Below are 18,459 nucleotides of genomic sequence, written 5' to 3' on the forward strand. Positions count from 1 at the left end.
ACGGAGTGTTGGCCGGCTTCCCTAACCGGATGTCGGTCGAGGGACTGACCCAGAGCCACGACAAAGGCTGGGCCGAGGACGAGGCTTGGGAGGAAATCGCCGCGAAATACGAGCACCCGCTCTACAAACGCATGGGCGATCTCTCCAAGGAGATGGGCGGCCACGGCGGCATGGACTACCTCATGCTCTTCCGGATCATCGAGTGCTTGCGCAAGGGAGAACCGCTGGACCAAAACGTTTACGAGGGCTGCCTGTGGTCCGCCGTCGGACCGCTGAGCGAGAAATCCGTCGCGGAGGACGGTGCGCCCCAGGCCTTCCCGGACTTCACCCGCGGAAATTGGAAAACCACAAAGCCGCTGGGTATCATCGGCTGATTCGTTAGAACTCCAGCCGTGCCCGGCCAGCGGGTGTGCATCGCCTGCCTGCCGCTGATGGCGATTTTGCCCGCTCTGTTCCGCATCCAACCCGCCGCCTTTCCGCGCCATGCACTCCCGCCGCTCCTTTCTGGGCCTTGCCTCGCTCGCCATGTTGGACACCGCCCGCGGGGCGGAGGAAAACAGCCCCGCGGCTTCGCTTACCTTCGGCTTCATTACCGACGTGCACCACGGCACCCACGGCAATGACCAGCAGCCGCGCCTCCGCAAATTCATCGACGCCGCGATCGCCCGTAATCCGGATTTCATCATCCAGTGCGGCGATTTCTGCTGTGCCAAGGGCGGTCTTGATGCCTGCCGCGGTTTCCTAACTGAATGGGAGCGTTTCCCCGGCGCGAAGCACCATGTCATCGGCAACCACGACTGTGATTTCCAAGCCAAGGCCGACCTCCTCAGTGCTTGGAAAATTTCCAACCGTTACTACTCCTTCGATGCCGGCCCGCTCCACTTTATCGTCCTCGACAGGAACAACTACATCGATAACGCTGGAAAGATCATCCCTTATGACAAGGGCAACTGGTATCCCATCCACCGCAAGGGTGGCCCCGGTCATCTCGCGCGAGTGAGCTGCATCGACGAGGAACAACTCGTCTGGCTCGCCAAGGATCTAGCCTCCACGGAGAAACCCATCATCATTTTCCAACACCAGCCCTCCGGCGTCGGCAGCCACGATGGCAACTGGGAAGACCTCAACCAAGTCATCGATTCCCACAATGCCAGCCGCGGCCGCGTGCAGGTCGCCGCCGTGTTTTGCGGCCACGATCATGACGAGCAGGTCGCGATCCGCCACGGAGTCCATCACATCACCCTCACCAGTGCCACCTTCGGCATGCCCCTCGGAGGCAATACCACCTACTACGATGGGAACCACCCACCCTTCACCTTCATCTCCATCGACCCCGCGAAAAACGAGCTCGTCATCGAGAAGGGAGATTCCGCTTACGAGAACCAATCCGCCATGAAGCCGGATCTCGTATGGGTGGATCCGCCACGACTCGCCGCCCGCCGCATTCCGTTAGGCGGGCAGCTTTCATGTTGAGGACTGCTCAAGACAACCTCAGCGCACAGGCACTGATGGGTCCCCTTTTCGTCCTTTGCCGTCCCGTCGGCCGCCACCCTAACACTCCATGAACTTTACTTCCGACAACTGGGCTGGCGTCCATCCCGCCATCACTGAGAATCTCGCCAGGCACGCTCCCGGCCTCGCGGCCGCCTATGGCACCAGCGAACTGGACCGCAGGATCGAACGGCGCTTTTGCGAAATCTTCGAACGCGAGGTCGCCGTGTATTTCGTAGGAACCGGCACGGCCGCCAACTCCCTGGCGCTCGCCGCCGTGAACCGCCCCGGCGGCGTGTCCTTCTGCCATCGCGAGGCGCACATGGTGAAGGACGAGTGCGGCGCACCCGAATATTTCACCGGCGGCGCCCGCCTCCAGACGGTGGAGGGCGCGGCAGGCAAAATAAACCTATCAGAGCTGACGCGGGAACTCAAGGGCTTCCGCCCCGACTTCATCCACGCCGGTCAACCTATGGCCGTTTCCATCACCCAAGCCACCGAGGTGGGCACGATCTATCAGTTGGATGAGATTGCCGCCGTCGGCGCCGTCGGCCGGGAACGAAACCTGCCGCTCCATATGGACGGCGCTCGCTTTGCCAACGCCCTTGTGTCCCTCGGCGTCACCCCGGCGGAGATGACTTGGAAGCAAGGCGTGGACATTGTCTCCTTCGGCGGAACCAAGAACGGCTGCTGGTGCGCCGAGGCGCTGGTGTTCTTCAATCCGGACGATGCGAAGGACCTTCCCTATATCCGGAAGCGGGCCGCCCAATTGTTTTCCAAGACCCGCTTCATTGCCGCGCAGTTCGAGGCCTATTTGCAGAATGATCTCTGGCTGAAGCTCGCCTCCCATGCCAACGCGATGGCGGCAAGCCTCGCCGGTGCGGTGAAACGCTCCAGTCAATGCCGCCTCGCCTGGGACACCCATGCGAACGAGGTCTTTGTTATTGTTCCCGCCACGCTCGCCGCGGAATGGAAGCATCAGGGTGCCGGTTTCCACGAATGGCCCGTGCCCGTCGATCTTCTGGGCAAGATCTCGGGCGATGAGGTTCTGGCCAGACTTGTTGCCAACTTCGCCACGACGGAGGAAGAGGTCGCCGCCTTTGCCTCCCTTCCGGGCTTGGGTTAGCAGCCTGAGCGAATTCTATTAGACTCGGTAAACGGCTTTCAAACCGTCGATAGATAGCAGCCCATCATGTTGCCATCGGCGGGCAAGGTCGAGTTACCCGGATCGCTGTGATGTGGCCTCGTTGCCCATTCAGGGCCCGAACGAATCGCCGGGCGCGATGGTCGTGTCGGCTGGCTGCATGTGCTCGGTGAACACATCGGCAGCAACGAGCTTGCCGGTCACTTGATTGCCGGAAAGCTTCACGTTACGGCAGCCGTTGAACGCGAACGCATGCCGGTTCGGGTGCCACTCTTTGAACGTGTTCGTGCGCTCGAAGCGGTTGTTGGAAATCTCCAAGCGGTCCACCGAGCATGCATACACCAGAGGCGCATCGAACACTTTGAAGGTGTTGCCGGTGATCTGGATGTTGCGATGGTAACGCGGACCATCGTCGGGCAACTTTTTGATTTCCGGAGCGATACTGATGATCGCCCGGCAAAACTGGAACATGTTCGTCAGGCAGTCCTCAAACGTGTTGTTACGGATGATGGTCGGGCCGAACTCACCCACCGCACCGGATTCATACCAGCCGTTCGCGTCGCCCGCGATGAGGATGGCGCTTCCTTCGGTGCGCACGAAGTTGTCCTCCACCACACATCGGCGCGGCGTATTGAAGAGCATGCCGCGCGCGCGGTTGTGGCGCACGGTGTTATCGTGAAAATGTACCTCCGGAGTCCACGTCACATTTTCGATGGCATGGCCGACTCTAACACCGGACGGAATGTCCGCGGCAAACTGGATGCGCACGCGGTATTCATCGAGCAATTGGGCTTTCTCCACCTTGGCGAATGACTCACCAAACTGCAGCAATGTCTCGTTGTCGATGAAACGGATTTCATCGCCGGGGCCTGCGATCTCAAACCCCTTCGATTGTCCCTCCATGAAGCGGCACACCATCGTGCGCGGGTTTTCCAACGCATCGATTTTCAATGACGTGCCATGGACGTTGATCGCATCATCCATCATGCCCTCGAAGAAGCTGCTAGACACATCGATCAAACCTTTGCAACCGGAGAAATGGGTGGCATCCGCGATGGCGGTGCTGATGCGCCCGCTGCCTTCACGCGGCGTCATCCTGAAATTTTTGAGCGTGATATTTTCACTGCGCTGACCGACCACGCCCATCGCAGCGGCGTGATGGATGGTCACGTTCTCCAATGTCGTGTCCTTGCTTTTGTGGATGAAAATCGCCACGTCGTTGCGGTTGTTATGGCGGGACGTGAGGCGATCGCCCGTTTCAAGGATCGGGTTGATTTTCCCGGTGAAGCGGACTTTGCCCGGCGCGAGCTGGGTCGCATTGCGCTTGGACAGCACGCCGCCGAATTGCTCCGCGCATTGGTATTTCGAGCGGTGGGTTTTACCGTCGAAACAATAGACCGACCAATCCAACACTTCGGCTCCATCGACCATGAAACGGAACGCGCCCTCCGGACTGATGGTGTAGGTGATGTCCGGCTGAAAGCTCAGCGTGAAATCATTCTCGCGGATTTCCTCGATGGTCGAGTCGCTGTGCAACGGACGCACATAGTCGATCGCCAGATTCTTCAGTGTCACGTTTTCACAGCCGTCCAATTTGAAGACAGTCATGCGGTGGTGAAACAGAAACAACGAGCCACCGCCATCGACGGTCACCTGCTTCATCCCCTGCATTGGCATCGCCGCCCATTTCGGGAAGTCATCCTGATTGTTGGAAACGTAGGTTTTTGAAATCTCGGTGCCATCGATGCCGAAATGATAGACGCCCTTGGGAAACTTCACGGTGCCGCCGGTCTCGCGAAGCGACTCCAACGCCTGCCGCACGTAGGGCGTCGCATTCTGAATCCCATCGGCATGCAGACCGAAGTCAGCGACCGACACGTCCTTGGCAAGGGCGTGTGAACAGAAAGCTAAAGTCAGCGCAACGAGACGGAAGCTCTGGCTGCTTTTGGTGTTGGAGCGTGAGGTGATGGAAATGGTGAGGTGGGTCGGTTTGATCCGGTTCCGCTCCAGTTGGCCACGGCGGTGCCGGCTGGAGTTCACGAAGCGGTTGAAAATCCCAATAATTTCATCCGAACAAGCTTTTGTAGTTCCCATCTGCTGAAATAGCTGTATTTAGCACGAGATAACTCCGTGTGAAGGCATGATACGCCCCACCTTCAGGAACCTTTGCAAAAAAAAGAACCTCATGAATTCCCACGTTTCCGGCAATTCATCCCCTTTGGTAAAACGCCGCGGATTCATCGGCACGGTGGCTGGCGGCCTGGTCGCCGGAGTCGGCCGTGTCGCTTCGGCGCAGCAAGCCGGGAATACCGTCGTCTCCGAAGTTCCAACCTCGCCGGGTCCGCTGATGAGAACCCCGGCGGTTCTCATGGCACCCCGCCATGACGGCGTCGAGGTGGTTTGGGCCGTATCCAAGCTCTCCCGCGGCAAGGTGGAATGGAAAAACGATTCGGGTGGCAGCGGAGTGGCGGGCGCCGATCATTTTGGTTTCGTCCCCCAAGGAGATGAAATTCTCCGCGTCAGGCTGGATGGCATGCAACCGGGCACTACCTATCAGATCCGCGCGATCACTGAATCCGCCGATGGCAAGGACCACGAGGCCAGCCCTTGGAAAAAATTCCGCACTCTCGATCCGGCAGCTTCCAGCAGTTCGTTCGTCGTCTGGAACGACACTCACCAGAACGAAGAAACGATTCGCAAACTTCATGCAGTCACCCCGCCCGCGGATTTCCTGCTTTGGAATGGAGATACCTGCAACAACTGGGACGACGAAGCCTGGCTCATCCCGACGCTTCTCCAGCCCGCCGGGCAGGATGTTAGCACGGAACGCCCCTTGTTTCTGGTCTGGGGAAATCATGACGTCAGGGGGAAATGGGCGTTCAAGGTTCCGGAGATGGTCGCCACTCCGGAAGGGCGTCCGTATTACGCCTTCCGCAACGGGCCGCTCGCGGTAATCTGCCTCCACACTGGCGAAGACAAACCTGATTCACATCCGAGCTTTGGAGGCCGGGTCGCCTTCGACATCCTGCGCCGCCAGCAGGCGGAATGGCTGAAGGAAACCATCGCCCGCCCGGAATTCCGGGACGCGCCGTATCGCATCGTCTTCTGTCACATTCCCTTGCGCTGGACGGAGGAGGCTGATGTTTCGTCCGCCGATTACGGGAGCGGCAGCTACGACTCCTTCAGCCGTGCCAGCCGCGCCGTTTGGCACGACTCCCTGGCCGCGTGGAAAACCCAGGTCGTCATCTCCGGTCACACCCACAGTTCTGCATGGCTTCCTGCAACGGCCGAATTTCCTTACGCCCAATTGGTGGGTGGTGGCCCGAAAACCGATGCCGCAACTTGGATCGAAGGCCAAGCCAGTCCTTCATCCCTGCTCATCGTCATGAAAAATCTGGCCGGAGAAATCGTCGAGCACGTCGAGTTCCCCGCCCTCGCGAAAATCTGAGCGTCTTTTCCAAACCCATCCACCCACCTTCGATTTCCCAACTCACGACCTTGCCGCCTTTCAGTTCCGCCGCTCTCCCTTGCGGCAAAATTTCCCACGACATCAATTTCCCGCTTTCCTTGAAAAAAACGGTACCGACAAAATAACTACAGGACCGGGTGATTCTCAATAGCTTCGCCAACCCACCGCTCCTCGCATCCCAGCCGTCAACGAAATCGTAACGGTGTTTTTCTTCTTCTGGAACAAATCATGCTATCGTCCATTCAAAAATTTATCACGAGCTAATAACTACTAAACGGCACTTTTGAACCAGAAAACGACTCGGATATTTGGTGTTACTCCACTTCCGGTCCGAGCCGGTCACCAAAATGCTATTTTCTCCAAAATAAAATCGGAAATCCCGCCTATCCCATGAAAACAACCGGAAAAGCCGCCCGAGCCCCCCGATCACAAGGCTTCGCACTCATCGCCACCCTTCTGCTCATGATCCTGCTCGTCGTCGTGGCGGTGGGACTACTCACCCTCTCGTCGGTTTCACTTCGTTCGACGAGCGGAACCCAGAAAACTGCGGAAGCCAGAGCCAATGCCCGCCTCGCACTGATGCTGGCGATCGGGGAACTTCAGGACAGCGTCGGTCCGGACCAGCGCGTCACGGCATCAGCAGAAATCACGGGCGCGACCCGGAACTCCAAATGGACCGGAGTCTGGAGCACGACGACGAAAGGAGACAATCCCAAGCCGATGGTTTCCGGTTACAAGGATGGCAAATATCTGGCGGATTTGCGGAACACCGAGTCCTCATTGACCAATGGTGCTTGGAAAGAGCAACTCCTTCTCTCCTGGCTGGTCAGCGGAGAGCCTGCCTCTCCCGATGAAGTGGATCCGGAGGACTCCAAGAACATCAAGCTGGTAGGAAATGGTGCGCTCGGAAGCGACACGGCGGTTTCCGATTCCGGCATCGTCGCCGCCCCATACGTGAAGGTCGGCCAAGGTAAAAAGGCCGGCGGTTACGCCTATTGGGTCGGGGACGAATCCCAAAAAGCACGGATCGACGTTGCGTCACCTTATGACAACAAGCAGCCCAACGCCACCAAGCCCACGGATGGAGGCGTGTATCGCCTGGCTGGAGCCGCCGGCCCTGATTTCACCGACGTCAAGGCCGGCACGACAACCCCATACACCGACCTGCACAAACAAACCGGTCAGGAACGCGCCAAGCTCATCAGCCTGAAGACCCTCACCGTGGAGACCGGCTCGAAAGATGCCCCGACAAAGAATTTCCACGACATCTCCACCCATTCGAAGGGTCTGCTCACCGATGTGGTGATGGGCGGCTTGCAGAAGGACATGACCGCGGCTCTTGAAGCCACGACTGATATCCCGGCTTTCGCCAGTGTCCGCGGCTCCGGCATGACAGCCGACCAGAAAATTCTCACACCGGTCAACTATTCCAAGACCGGTCCGACCTTCGCACAGCTTCGCAACTGGTATCGTCTCAAGGACAAGGTCACAGGTGGCATGCTCGATACGCGGATGGATACCCCGCAGTATGTCACAACACGCACGGGCAGCACAAATGGCTCGAATTTCTACAACCTCACTTCTCCCCTGCCGGACATTACCTCGAGCAACCAGTCGATCCAGCCGGTCATCGCGGACTTCAGACTGGCCTTCGACTTCAGCCTCGACACCACAGTCGCTCCGCCGCGGACCGGCCGCAGCGTGCGCGCGCACCTCTATCCCCGTGTCACTCTCTGGAACCCCTACAACGTGACCCTGAAGGGGCAGCGCTACTTTGTCGGCAGCCCGTTGCCCGTCGTGGACAATCTAGCGGTTGGGCCGGGAACAACCCCTCCGAAGGTCGAGGGCTTCTCGGACGGTTCGATTTTTCCCGGCATGACCGGAAACAAGATCATCTATTTTACCTTGGCACCCGTGGATCTCGCGCCCGGCGAAGCGGTTGTATTCTCGCCCGACATCTCGGCCTCCACCGGTGCCAAAATCGGCGGCAATGCCGTGAAATTCACACCGACCAACATGGCGGCGAATGTTCTCAGCGCCAATATCCCCGGTGGCACCAACAACTTCTACTTTGATTCCAACGTACAGGTCGCGGCCTCGGTCACCGCCGCCGCCCTCGCCGCCAAACCCGACTATACTTTCACTGGTGGAGTGAACCAAGCCTATGGCAGCCCTCCGACGATGTTCCTGAAGCGTGTCAAAACCACCGCCGCGACGGTGAGCCTCAGCACCCTCAATTCCACTTCCGCAGAAACCCTGCAGCTCATCCATATCAGCCAGAGTGGAACCACAAAGGGCCAGTGGTGGTATCTCTTCGGGAACGCGATGAATGCCGTCAATGGCGGTGAGGGATTCCAGAACTATCTCGGCAACCCCAATCGTTTCCCTCCCCGCCTGTGGGCGTTGGAAACCCGCCTGCGCTGGCTGGATGAGAGCGACGAACAAGCATCCGTGAACAAGCATTCCGGCAGCACCGCCGGAGAGTTCTATTATAACAGCCCCGTGATGGGCAACTTCAACGTCCGCTCCAGCATGGTTTTCCGTGATCCATTCAGCTACTACAACGGTTGGACGAAGTATGCCCCAGGAGGATACATGCTGCCGTGGTCCATGCCGCGCCTCAACGATCCGCGCATGGACGCACCGTACCGTGAAGGAAAGTCCCATGGCTCGCCACTCTCGGCTCCAAGCGTGTTTTCAGCAGCACCGGCCTTCGCGATGTTCGACCTGCCCCGCCAAGGATCGCCGGTTTTCTCGCTCGCCTCCTTCCAGCATGCCCAACTTGGAATCCACAGTTGGCAGCCATCCTACGTGATTGGCAATTCCATCGCCGAACCCCGCTCGGCTCGTGATGGCACGGTGAATCTCAAATACTACAACGCGAAGAAAGACGCCTGGGGCCCTAACTTATCGAGGCCTAACGAGCGCCCGGCGGTGTGGGACGACTTGATCCAGAACCAGGGAGACCAAACCCTCGTCTATGACATGAGCTATCAGGTCAACCAGGCTCTCTGGGACCGCTATTTCCTTTCCACGATGCCCTATAACTCAAGCTCCGCATCATGGAATCCGAAGCAACCGCTGCCAAATTCACGCCTGGAGCCCTTCAACATGCAGGACGCGATCGCCCAGAAGGCCGTGCTCACCGGCAAAAGCAGCTTTGACAGCGCCGCCTATTTCCTCGGCAACAACGGCGCGTTCAACGTGAACTCTACCAGCGTCGAAGCATGGCGCGCCTTGTTCTCCACGCTGAACAACATCAGCCGCCCCACGGTGGATGGCGGGACGATTGAAGGAGCTTTCTCCCGCCTGCTTTTCCCGATGTCCGCCGAAGAGCCAACCGCCACCACCAGCAACGGCACTTGGAATGGTGCCCGCAAGCTCTCCCAAGCTGAAATAGGCACGCTTGCTGAAAACATGGTCCGGGTCGTCAAAGCCCGTGGCCCTTTCCTGGGTATGGCCGACTTCGTGAACCGCCGTCTGGCGACCGCCACCACCAATAACATGTCGGATCCCTCGATGTGCGGTCCTCTGCAGGCGGCCATTGAAATGTCGGGAATCAATTCCTCCCTTCAGAAGACGCAGGATCTAACCTCCAGCAACTCCGGCGGCGCGAACACCTCGGGAGAAGGTGACATTGAGCCGGATTGGAAGGCCTTCTACCCTTACAAGAACTTCGGAGCCCCGGGCTACCTGACCCAGGCGGACGTCCTCCAGACGGTGGGACAAAATCTCACCAGCCGTGGAGACACCTTCGTCGTCCGCGCTTATGGCGATGTGAGGGATTCCAACGGTAATATCACCGCCCGCGCTTGGTGTGAGGCAGTCATCCAGCGGGTGCCGGACTACATCAATACCAAACCCATCGACGGAGCCTCGGACAGCGATGGCAACAACCCCGCGGAGCCTGCACTCGTGGGTGCCGGAGCGGGTCAGGATTTCTCCGCCACGGTCAATTCCGCCCTTCTGCCCATCAACCGGAAGTTTGGCCGGCGCTTCGTTGTGGAAAATTTCCGCTGGCTCTCTCCATCGGAAATCTAAACTTTTCACCGGTCATATGAAATTCCCGCTTTCGGCTATTACCATCCTTGTCATCTCCACTGCCCTTCTCAAGGCGCAGAACAAAACGGCTTCACCGGAGCAGGACAAGCCACTGCTTGCCGCCCCCATCCGGATTTCCCTGCTCGCTGTCGGAGATCCCCCGCAACCGCACTTTGACGTCACCACGGAGAAGCGGACTCTCCAAGAAACCCCTGCCAGCGATTATCCTCCATCAAAGGTCTTCCTGCGCGATCGATCTGAAAAGGAGAAGGCATTCAAGGAAGTCTCTCTCGGACTCAACGCCGCCACCGGCTATGTGGTGTATAAAGGTGAAAGCACTCTCAACCTCTATCGGGGCGAGACGGGGGATGAGAAGGGTCTCTACGCCTCCCTGCCAATCCCCGAATTGCATGCGGACATGACCATCATGCTGACGCGCAATACCTCCAAAAAATCCTGGGAAACGGATCCCAAGGCGAGGTTCTTCGACAACAGCCTCACAAGTTTTCCCCAAGACAGCGCCCGCTACGTCAACCTCAGCTCGGTGCCCATCCGGGTGGTGAACGGCAAGGATCCGGTTTTCGAAATCGCCCCGGGTGGGTTCCGTGTTGTCCCCCTCCAGCGCAGCGAACAAGGCATCCTCGCCTATCGCATCGCCGCGGCGGTGGATGCCAAGATTTTCCCGATTGCCGACACGGCGACGACCTACACACCGGACACACGGATCAACCTCGTGGCATACAATGCGGATGGTGAAAACAAGACCCAGCCCGTGAAAGTCATCCGCTTTTTCGAGCGTCCTCCTCAAGTGGCGGAGAAGAAGGAGAAGGAATAAGAACGTGCCGAGGGAAGCCGAGTGATCATGATGCGTTTGCCCACGACCCTGAAATTTCTCCTGTTGCTTCCCGCTTGCCTGGCGACCCTCGCCAAAGCCGATGACTGGGACCCTCTGGCAGAAACCGCCCGTCAGGATGTGGTCTGGACCAGCCACGGCACCGGCGAGGCGGACAACATGCCACTGGGAAACGGCCGGACCGGCGCAACCGTATGGGTGGAGCCCGGCGGCAATCTGAAGGTATGCCTGTCCCACAACGATGCGGTTAGTGAACTTCACCGCCTGCTGAAACTCGGCAAGCTGGACATCGCTTTCGACCCAAGCCCGTTTGGCAAGGATGAGCCATTCCAACAGCACCTGGTCCTGCGGGGCGCGCGCGTGGAGATCTCCGCAGGTGCCCCTGGCAAGGAACTCAAGCTGCAGATGTGGATCGACAGCGATCTGGATGTCCTGAATCTAACCGGCACCAGCGGGATTCCCCGGAACATGACCGTGACTCTCGAAAACTGGCGTCTGCAGAAACGTGAACTCGCGGGCGACGAACTCGCTTCCACCTGGAACTACCGCACCGGCCTGAAGAACGGGGTCCAGGGCTGGGAATCGGCCGACGTGATCAGGCCCCATGAAAAGGGGCTGTTATGGTTCCACCGCAATGCCTATTCCTCGCTTCCCGCGCACTACGAGGCCCAGGGCCTGGGATCGCTAACAGGCAAATTCCGTGATCCATTGGAAAACCGGACGTCGGGAGTGCTGCTCGCCGGGCAACGGATGGCCGGAAAACCGGGCAACGTCCTCTCGTCCACAGCTCCGCTCGTGAATTTCGATCTCCGCGCGGCGGTCAATGTCTCGCAGACTCAAACCGAAGGCGAATGGGAAAAGCAGGTTGTGAAAACCCTCACAAGCAGCCGGCCGCCTGCGGAATCCCGCGAGAGAACCACCCGCTGGTGGGAGGATTACTGGCGGCGGAGCTGGTTGTTCGTGGAGGAGCCTTCCAAGCCGATCATCCCGCAGATCAAGCATGCCTTGAAATTTGGCAGGGACCAGACCGGAGCCAATCGGTTACCGGGGAAAATCACCGGGTTGGTTACCACCCCGTCCGCGCTTCCAGCGGAGGAAATTGCGAAGCTCGCGGCATCCCCGGTCACCGGCGGACAGGAGGCCGCGGATTTGTCACTCGCCGAAACCGTGGACCTAACAGCAAAAGATTTCACCGTGGCCGCTTGGATCGCGCCCGGGCCGCAGGAAGGCAGGATCTTCGACAGCATCACTCCGGGTGGAACAGACGGGATGCTTTTCGATACCCACCAAGGACTTCGATTCATCTTTGGCAACCAGACCCTCCAAACGACCGCGGCGTGGAAGGAAGGAGAATGGCATCATGTCGCATGCGTCGTTTCCAGCATCGGTGGATTTGTTAGGATTTATCTGGACGGGAAGGAAGTGATGTCATGGAAAGCGCCGGAGGCCGAAAACCCCTCACCCGTCACGCGAGCCTACGTTCTCGCGAAGATGCTCACGGCGATGCAGGTCCGAGGCGAAACTCCCGCGCACTTCCAGGGTGGCATCTTCACGGTGGATCCCTCCATCGCGTTCTATGCCACGAACCCGGCGACCTTCCCGCACACGCCGGACTACCGTTTCTATGGATGCAGCTATTGGTGGCAGAACGTCCGCTTCATCTATCTGCCGCTGCTCGCGCAGGGGTGGCACGAACCCGTGCGCAAATTCATAGATTTCTACGCTTCGAAGGCCGATCTCTTCGCCGCGCGCGCCAAGAAATACTATGGTGCGGAAGGTGTCTATTTCCAGGAAACCGTGAATCTCGCCGGTCTTCCCGGGATGGGAGATTTCGGCTGGGGAGCCAGCGAATACTCCGAGTCCTACACTTCTAACATCTGGCAGCAGGCACTGGAACTCTCGGTTCTCATGCAGGACTACTACGAACATACACAGGACGCCGGATTTCTCCGTGATACCCTCATCCCGTGGTCCAACGAGGCACTGAGATTCTACGACACGCGCTTCAAGAAAATCGATGGTAAAATCCGCGTGGAACCGACCCACGCGGTGGAAACCTATTGGACCGGCGTCGCGGATGACATGCCATCGGTGGCTGGTCTTCACGCCGTCACGTCCTGGCTGCTAGATCTTCCGGAAAAGGATGCTTCTCCCGCCGACCGTGCCTATTGGCAACGCATCGCCTCACAATTGCCCGCCCTTCCCAAGCGTCAGGTCAATGGCGTCACCCTGCCGGACAATGCCGCCGTGTATGACAAGAAGCGCAGCAACTATGAGTCACCCGATCTCTATGGTGTATTCCCCTTCCGCGTCTATGGACTGGGAAGGGACGAGCATCCCATCGCCGAGGCGGTGGAGGCATGGAAGCAAATGCCCAATCCCGGCCACGTCTGTTGGTATCAGACAGGTGTCATCGCCGCCCGGCTGGGCCTGGCGGATGAGGCGAAGCAGGACGTGGTGCTGCGGGCGGAGAACCGCATGAAACGAAGCGATCGCCCGGGAACCTTCATGCGCTTTCCCGGCTATCTCGGCTCGCCGCACGATTGGTGTCCGGATTTCGACGGCCCCGGCAACATGATGAACACGCTTCAGGAAATGATCATCCAGCAGGGACCTAACGGAAGCATCTTGCTCGTCCCCGCGTGGCCGAAGGACTGGAACGCGAAATTCCGGCTGTTCGCAAGCGGCAACACCGTGGTGGAAGGCGTGATCCGGCAGGGAAAACTCGAGTCGTGGAAAACCACCCCCGAGAGCGCCCGCTCCAAGGTGCGGGTGCAGGAATCGAATTGAAAATCCCCAGCCCGGACTATTTGCCGGAAATGTGAATTTCGCCGTTGGAATCGATCCCACCCACGGATCTAACGCGTGCGACGAGAACCGCATCCTTGAACGACCGTCCGGATGGCAGGGATAGCACGAATCGGTTACTTTTGGTCTCAAGCCCCGTCCATCCCTCGTGGACATCATCCGAGAATTTCTCTCCATCGAGTTCCAATGAAACCGCATCGATCTGGAGAGCGTTGGCCCCTGATTTATAAACAAACTCAACAGAGATTTCACTATCCGCCCTTGTTTCAGCCGACACCGGGATGGCGAGGCGGGCCGGACTGCCGTAGCGGAAACTATTCTTATCCCATCGCGGTCCTTCCAACTTCACAAGTGGCAGCGGATCGAGCGCCGTGATCTCAGCTCCATATTTCTGCAAGAGCTTGCGCGAAATTCCGACGGTATCACCGGAAGCCCGCTCGGGCATTGTTAGCTTCCCGGAACGGATCCACTTCACCTCCATTTCGCCGCGCTTTTTCTCAAACGCTTTCTGGTCGAAATCCCGTCCCGACTCGAGGGCTTCCCCCACTCCATCCAGGAACATTTTCCACCGGGGAAAATAGTATTCCCCCAGCAAGCCGCTCCACTCGCGGTTCGCATAGTCCGCGAGATCGGTTTGCGGATTGGCAACCCACGAAGTGAGGATGACCCGTGAGACTTCATCCATGTAGGAAATCTCCTCCGGGGTTCGGCCCCATTTGCGTGCGTCCGCGACCCAGCTGCCCATCAGCCAATCCGGCCTGCTGGCGCAGAGTTCTTCGAGATCCGTGATGATTCCTAACAAACTCTCCTTCCCGTGACTGAAGGCCACGGGATCCTTGTCGGCGACCGCTTTCAGGATCTGTTCAAAGATCGCCCGCGAGTGGTTCGTCAGCGTCTGGCGGGAAACATCCGCCAGATCATACCGGTAAGTGTCTTTGCCGCCGAGCGCGGGCGCGGCATTCAAGAGGAGTTTCCAGGCTTTTGCCAATTCACGATTGTCATACCCGGTCTTCGATCCCGGCGACCAGGTGCGCCCGCGTAATCCTGCATCCAAACGCGGCCTTGCCGTTAGAACCGAGTTCACCGGACCCTCCGCGGGAGGGGTGGAGTAGGCGGTTGCCAGGATCTGCTTCCATGCAGCCTCCGCGGATGGGTCGCGAGCGCCGTAGCGGGCGTGCAGGTATTGATTGACCCACGCCGGGACATCCGCCGGAGCGCCGCGCATGGACATCTCCGTCATGAGCTCATACATCATGGGGTTGGTTTGCGAGCCTTCCGGCACCAGTGCGGTTCCTTCCAGCTTGCCGCGGCCCGGGTCCGTTAGGGCGGAGCCGAAATCCGCCGCGAGCTTCACCGGGTTTCCTTCCAGCGCCAGATTCCCGCCGAAATTGAAAAGGAAACACCACGCCCACGGCGTGCCGTCATAGGCTTTCGCTTTCTTCCAAAACGGCCGGTAGTCGCAGTTCAGGTCCAAAGCCAGCGAATGGTCCTTCCTGCCCGCGTCGAACATTTCCTTGTTAGAAGTTTGCCAGCACTGCTTGACGAGGGTGATCGACGGGTCGAACTCCAGCATCACGTCCTGGATCTGTTTGTAAACCGTGCCGCGGTCCATGCCCTTGGAGGTGCCGCCTTCATGAAACGGATCCGCCGCCAGATAGGATACCGCGCCATAGATCCCGCGCTGTTCCTCCATGAAGGTCTTCGCGATTTCCGCATACATCGGATCTCCCGGATCGAGCATGTCCGGCCGCCGGCAACCGGCGGCCCACGTGCCCTGCGGGAACACGCGAGCCGCCGGATGTTTTTTCAAAAAATCCGAGGGCAACATCCCGTAGTAGCCCTGGAGGATCGGCTCGATGCCGAGTTCCCTGCACCGACTAACAATGTGCCGCCCCAGATCCGCACGTGCCTCGATGAGCGACTGCGGCGGCGGCATGAATCCCTCCATGTTTTGCATGAACTGCCACGGCTGGTGCGCCGGCGAGCAGAGCCAGAGCCGGACCTCCTCAGCACTGTAGCCGAAGCGCGTGAATGTCCTTTGCCACACCGCTTCCTGCCCCTCTGTCACCAGGATGCGGTTGATGCCGTGGAGCGCCAGCCAATCCAATTCCCGGTCCCACCTGGCCTTGTCCCAAAACGCCATGGTGTATCCATGGGTGCAATAGTTGTAGGCCATCCGATGCACCACCGGTGAAACCACGCGGATCTTCGCGGGAACCGGAGGCGGGGATGGTGACAGGGAAAAATTATCCCCGTTCCACGAAACGTGCGCATGGCAGACGTCCTTCAGGTAGTGATAGAAGGCGGATGCCTGAGCCACCCCTGTATTGCCTCGCAGAACGACCATCCCGTCCGAGGACTCCACTTCATAGGTGTCGCGGCCGTCCGTTGCCGGGATCGTCTCCAGCCGGATTTTTTCCCTGTAGGCCGGAGCGAAACGGCCGATCAGATCCTTCACCGGTGATTCGTCCGCTAACACCCGGCAGGACAAGCTGGCGAGGATTCCAGCACAAAAAACGAGGAGACTCCGTTGCATGATCCACGAAATGTTAGTCAAAAATTTCACTTGGCCCTGCGGAACAGAACTTCCCCAAGGGAATCGGTCCCCTCATGGCTGTCCGCCTGGGCGCGGAGGGTGGCACCGCTCACGTTCTCCCTGACCTCCAACCGGTAGATCTGCGCCTGCGGGTTACTACCGGTGAATCCCCGATGAACGTCTTCCGCGATCACCTTTCCCTCTGACACGAGTTCCATTCGGTCAAACCACAGGCCGAACGCACCGGCCTGATAGGTAGGCACCGCTTCATAGATTCCCGGAACAAGATCCATCCTCGTGCGGCCCTCGAGCACCACTCGCTTGTCGGCGGGCGAGATGCTCTCCGGCGTCCAGGCCACGGGTGCCGGGGGCTCCAGCTTGCGGTAGTTGACCTGCAGTTGATCGAGCCTCTTGACGTGGACGGCCAGCCTATTTTGGAATGCTTTGAAATCCTTCGCCTCGGGAGAGGTCCATGTCGTCTCCGCGAGGGCGCAGACTCTTGGGAACGCCTGGTATTCGACGTGCTCAGGTTTCGTCATCAGTTCCGTCCACAGTTGCGCCTGGGCACCCAACAGGTTCTTTCGCATGGCTGGCTCCACCTCCGGGAGATCACAGTTGAATTCATACACGGAACGCAGCGTGAACGGACCGGTGTAAAGTGCCTGGTTGTCGGTCGGATCGGTGGTCTGATAGGAGTCCAGGTAGAGCGGCCCGGTGGGGCAGAGAATTACCGGGTGTCCGGAGTTTGCCACGGTCGCCGCCGTTTTCATCGAAAGCCACGGCATCACCACGGCACCGTCCGGCAGGAAACCCTGGGTGATTTCTTCCCAGCCGACCGCCGTTCTGCCTTTTTCCGCAACGTGTTGGGCCATTTGCCCGAAGAGCCATGACTGCAACTCGTTCTCCGATTTGAGGCCCAGCTCCTTGATGCGCTGCTGGACGAATTCACTTTTTTGCCATTGTCCCTTCGGAGCTTCATCACCGCCGAAGTGAATCCATTTCCCAGGAAACAAGGCCATGGTTTCATCAAGGATGTCCTTGAGGAACGCGATGGATTTTTCATCCACATTGATAAGATCCGGCGAGTGGTTGGACTTCGCCACCGGCACCTTGCCCGTGGTGGAGTATTCCGGATACGCAGTGAGCATGGCCATGGCATGGGCCGGGAACTCGATCTCCGGCATGATGACGATGTGCCGCTCCGCCGCATAGGCCACCACCTCCCTAACATCCTCCTGGGTGTAGAAACCGCCACCGTGGAATGTGCCGTAATGATAGTTGACCTTGATCGAGTGATCCGTCGGGTCTTCCCCCGGATACCATGCCGGCTGATCCTGGCCCACTTGTACGAGCTTCGGATATTTCTTGATCTCAAGACGCCAGCCTTCGGAATCCACCAGATGCCAGTGGAAACGGTTCATCTTGTGAACCGCCATCACATCCAGGAGTTTCAGGACAAATTCCTTCGGCATGAAATGACGGGCGGAGTCCAGCATCACCCCACGCCATTCCTTGGCGGGCGCGTCCCCGATCGTCACGTAGGGGATCTCCACCGGGACCGGTGCGGCGGTAGTGGAGGCATAGACCGCGGGCGGCATGAGTTGCAGCAGCGTCTGCACGCCATAGAACACACCGGCTGGATCACGTCCTTCGATGGAAATCCCCTTTCCATCCACGACCAAGCGATACCCCTCCGGCGGCAGAGCCGTGGAAATACCCAGCCGGATCCGGCCACCAGCCGCAGCCTTGATCCGGCGGCCGAGCCCTGTAGTTAGACGGCGGGTGAGCTGGGAAGCCTCGTTCCTCAATTCCGCCGGAGAACTGATAGATACATCTTCCGGAAAACGGTAGCGCCCTTCCCCCTCCTTCACGGATTGCGGCCATGGGATCAAGGGCAACGGGTCGGCGGCGGGAACGGAACAAGTCAGGGTGAGAAGAAGGAGCAGTGGACGCACGATTGGCTGGATGGAAATGGCGGGGTGCTTCATGAAAAGTGATGAATGCGCCATCGTTGTTAGAAAGCGGTGTGCAGGCTTTTCCCCACCCGAAGAACGTAGGTAGTTTCTGAAGCGAAGGAAAAACATCAGGAAAAAGGGGAGGATCCTTGCGGACCCTCC

9 protein-coding genes and 1 pseudogene are annotated in these 18,459 nt (G+C 58.9%); 7 read left to right on the plus strand and 3 right to left on the minus strand.

Annotated elements, in window-relative coordinates; translation table 11 throughout:
• The 3 genes and pseudogenes from ABIQ96_RS08270 to ABIQ96_RS08280 form a co-directional block, all read left to right on the plus strand.
• Positions 1-374, plus strand: a pseudogene (locus ABIQ96_RS08270) (alpha-N-acetylgalactosaminidase); the annotation flags it as partial.
• Positions 375-483: 109 nt separating this feature from the next.
• Positions 484-1,473 carry a metallophosphoesterase gene (locus tag ABIQ96_RS08275; RefSeq protein WP_348214101.1) on the plus strand — a complete coding sequence of 330 codons (990 nt, stop codon included), beginning with the start codon at positions 484-486 and terminating at the stop codon, positions 1,471-1,473.
• An 88-nt stretch (positions 1,474-1,561) separates the two neighbouring features.
• A complete protein-coding gene (locus ABIQ96_RS08280; protein WP_348214102.1) occupies positions 1,562-2,617 on the plus strand; it encodes a low specificity L-threonine aldolase in 1,056 nt (351 codons plus the stop codon).
• A gap of 129 nt (positions 2,618-2,746) precedes the next feature.
• Here ABIQ96_RS08280 and ABIQ96_RS08285 read toward each other — a convergent pair whose 3' ends face one another.
• Entirely contained in the window at positions 2,747-4,729 is a 1,983-nt protein-coding gene (locus tag ABIQ96_RS08285; RefSeq protein ID WP_348214103.1) for a hypothetical protein, read from the minus strand.
• A gap of 91 nt (positions 4,730-4,820) precedes the next feature.
• Between ABIQ96_RS08285 and ABIQ96_RS08290 the strand changes: the two genes are divergently transcribed.
• The 4 genes from ABIQ96_RS08290 to ABIQ96_RS08305 all read left to right on the plus strand — a co-directional run bounded on the left by ABIQ96_RS08290 (position 4,821) and on the right by ABIQ96_RS08305 (position 13,788).
• Positions 4,821-6,083: a metallophosphoesterase gene (locus ABIQ96_RS08290; protein WP_348214104.1), complete on the plus strand. Its 1,263-nt coding sequence runs from the start codon at positions 4,821-4,823 to the stop codon at positions 6,081-6,083.
• A 411-nt stretch (positions 6,084-6,494) separates the two neighbouring features.
• Positions 6,495-10,145: a hypothetical protein gene (locus ABIQ96_RS08295; protein ID WP_348214105.1), complete on the plus strand. Its 3,651-nt coding sequence runs from the start codon at positions 6,495-6,497 to the stop codon at positions 10,143-10,145.
• Positions 10,146-10,161: 16 nt separating this feature from the next.
• Positions 10,162-10,980 (plus strand): hypothetical protein, encoded by an 819-nt coding sequence (locus ABIQ96_RS08300; RefSeq protein ID WP_348214106.1) that lies wholly within the window; start codon positions 10,162-10,164, stop codon positions 10,978-10,980.
• 27 nt (positions 10,981-11,007) lie between these two features.
• Entirely contained in the window at positions 11,008-13,788 is a 2,781-nt protein-coding gene (locus tag ABIQ96_RS08305; protein ID WP_348214107.1) for a DUF5703 domain-containing protein, read from the plus strand.
• A 16-nt stretch (positions 13,789-13,804) separates the two neighbouring features.
• Here the strand turns inward: ABIQ96_RS08305 and ABIQ96_RS08310 are convergent, their stop codons facing one another.
• Positions 13,805-16,342 carry an alpha-N-acetylglucosaminidase gene (locus ABIQ96_RS08310; RefSeq protein WP_348214108.1) on the minus strand — a complete coding sequence of 846 codons (2,538 nt, stop codon included), beginning with the start codon at positions 16,340-16,342 and terminating at the stop codon, positions 13,805-13,807.
• A gap of 26 nt (positions 16,343-16,368) precedes the next feature.
• The gene (locus ABIQ96_RS08315) at positions 16,369-18,330 is read right to left on the minus strand and encodes a beta-N-acetylhexosaminidase (RefSeq protein ID WP_348214109.1); all 1,962 of its coding nucleotides are present in this window, start codon (positions 18,328-18,330) and stop codon (positions 16,369-16,371) included.
• Between the last annotated feature and the right edge of the window lie 129 nt (positions 18,331-18,459).

This window comes from Luteolibacter sp. (assembly GCF_039920825.1).
GTDB lineage: Bacteria > Verrucomicrobiota > Verrucomicrobiia > Verrucomicrobiales > Akkermansiaceae > Luteolibacter.

What these genes read in the sequence shown, in the direction of transcription:
- ABIQ96_RS08315 (WP_348214109.1), bottom strand. Translation starts at nt 18,330, where the DNA reads ATGAAGCACCCCGCCATTTCCATCCAGCCAATCGTGCGTCCACTGCTC.
- ABIQ96_RS08310 (WP_348214108.1), bottom strand. Translation starts at nt 16,342, where the DNA reads ATGCAACGGAGTCTCCTCGTTTTTTGTGCTGGAATCCTCGCCAGCTTG.
- ABIQ96_RS08305 (WP_348214107.1), top strand. Translation starts at nt 11,008, where the DNA reads ATGATGCGTTTGCCCACGACCCTGAAATTTCTCCTGTTGCTTCCCGCT.
- ABIQ96_RS08285 (WP_348214103.1), bottom strand. Translation starts at nt 4,729, where the DNA reads ATGGGAACTACAAAAGCTTGTTCGGATGAAATTATTGGGATTTTCAAC.
- ABIQ96_RS08290 (WP_348214104.1), top strand. Translation starts at nt 4,821, where the DNA reads ATGAATTCCCACGTTTCCGGCAATTCATCCCCTTTGGTAAAACGCCGC.
- ABIQ96_RS08300 (WP_348214106.1), top strand. Translation starts at nt 10,162, where the DNA reads ATGAAATTCCCGCTTTCGGCTATTACCATCCTTGTCATCTCCACTGCC.
- ABIQ96_RS08295 (WP_348214105.1), top strand. Translation starts at nt 6,495, where the DNA reads ATGAAAACAACCGGAAAAGCCGCCCGAGCCCCCCGATCACAAGGCTTC.
- ABIQ96_RS08280 (WP_348214102.1), top strand. Translation starts at nt 1,562, where the DNA reads ATGAACTTTACTTCCGACAACTGGGCTGGCGTCCATCCCGCCATCACT.
- ABIQ96_RS08275 (WP_348214101.1), top strand. Translation starts at nt 484, where the DNA reads ATGCACTCCCGCCGCTCCTTTCTGGGCCTTGCCTCGCTCGCCATGTTG.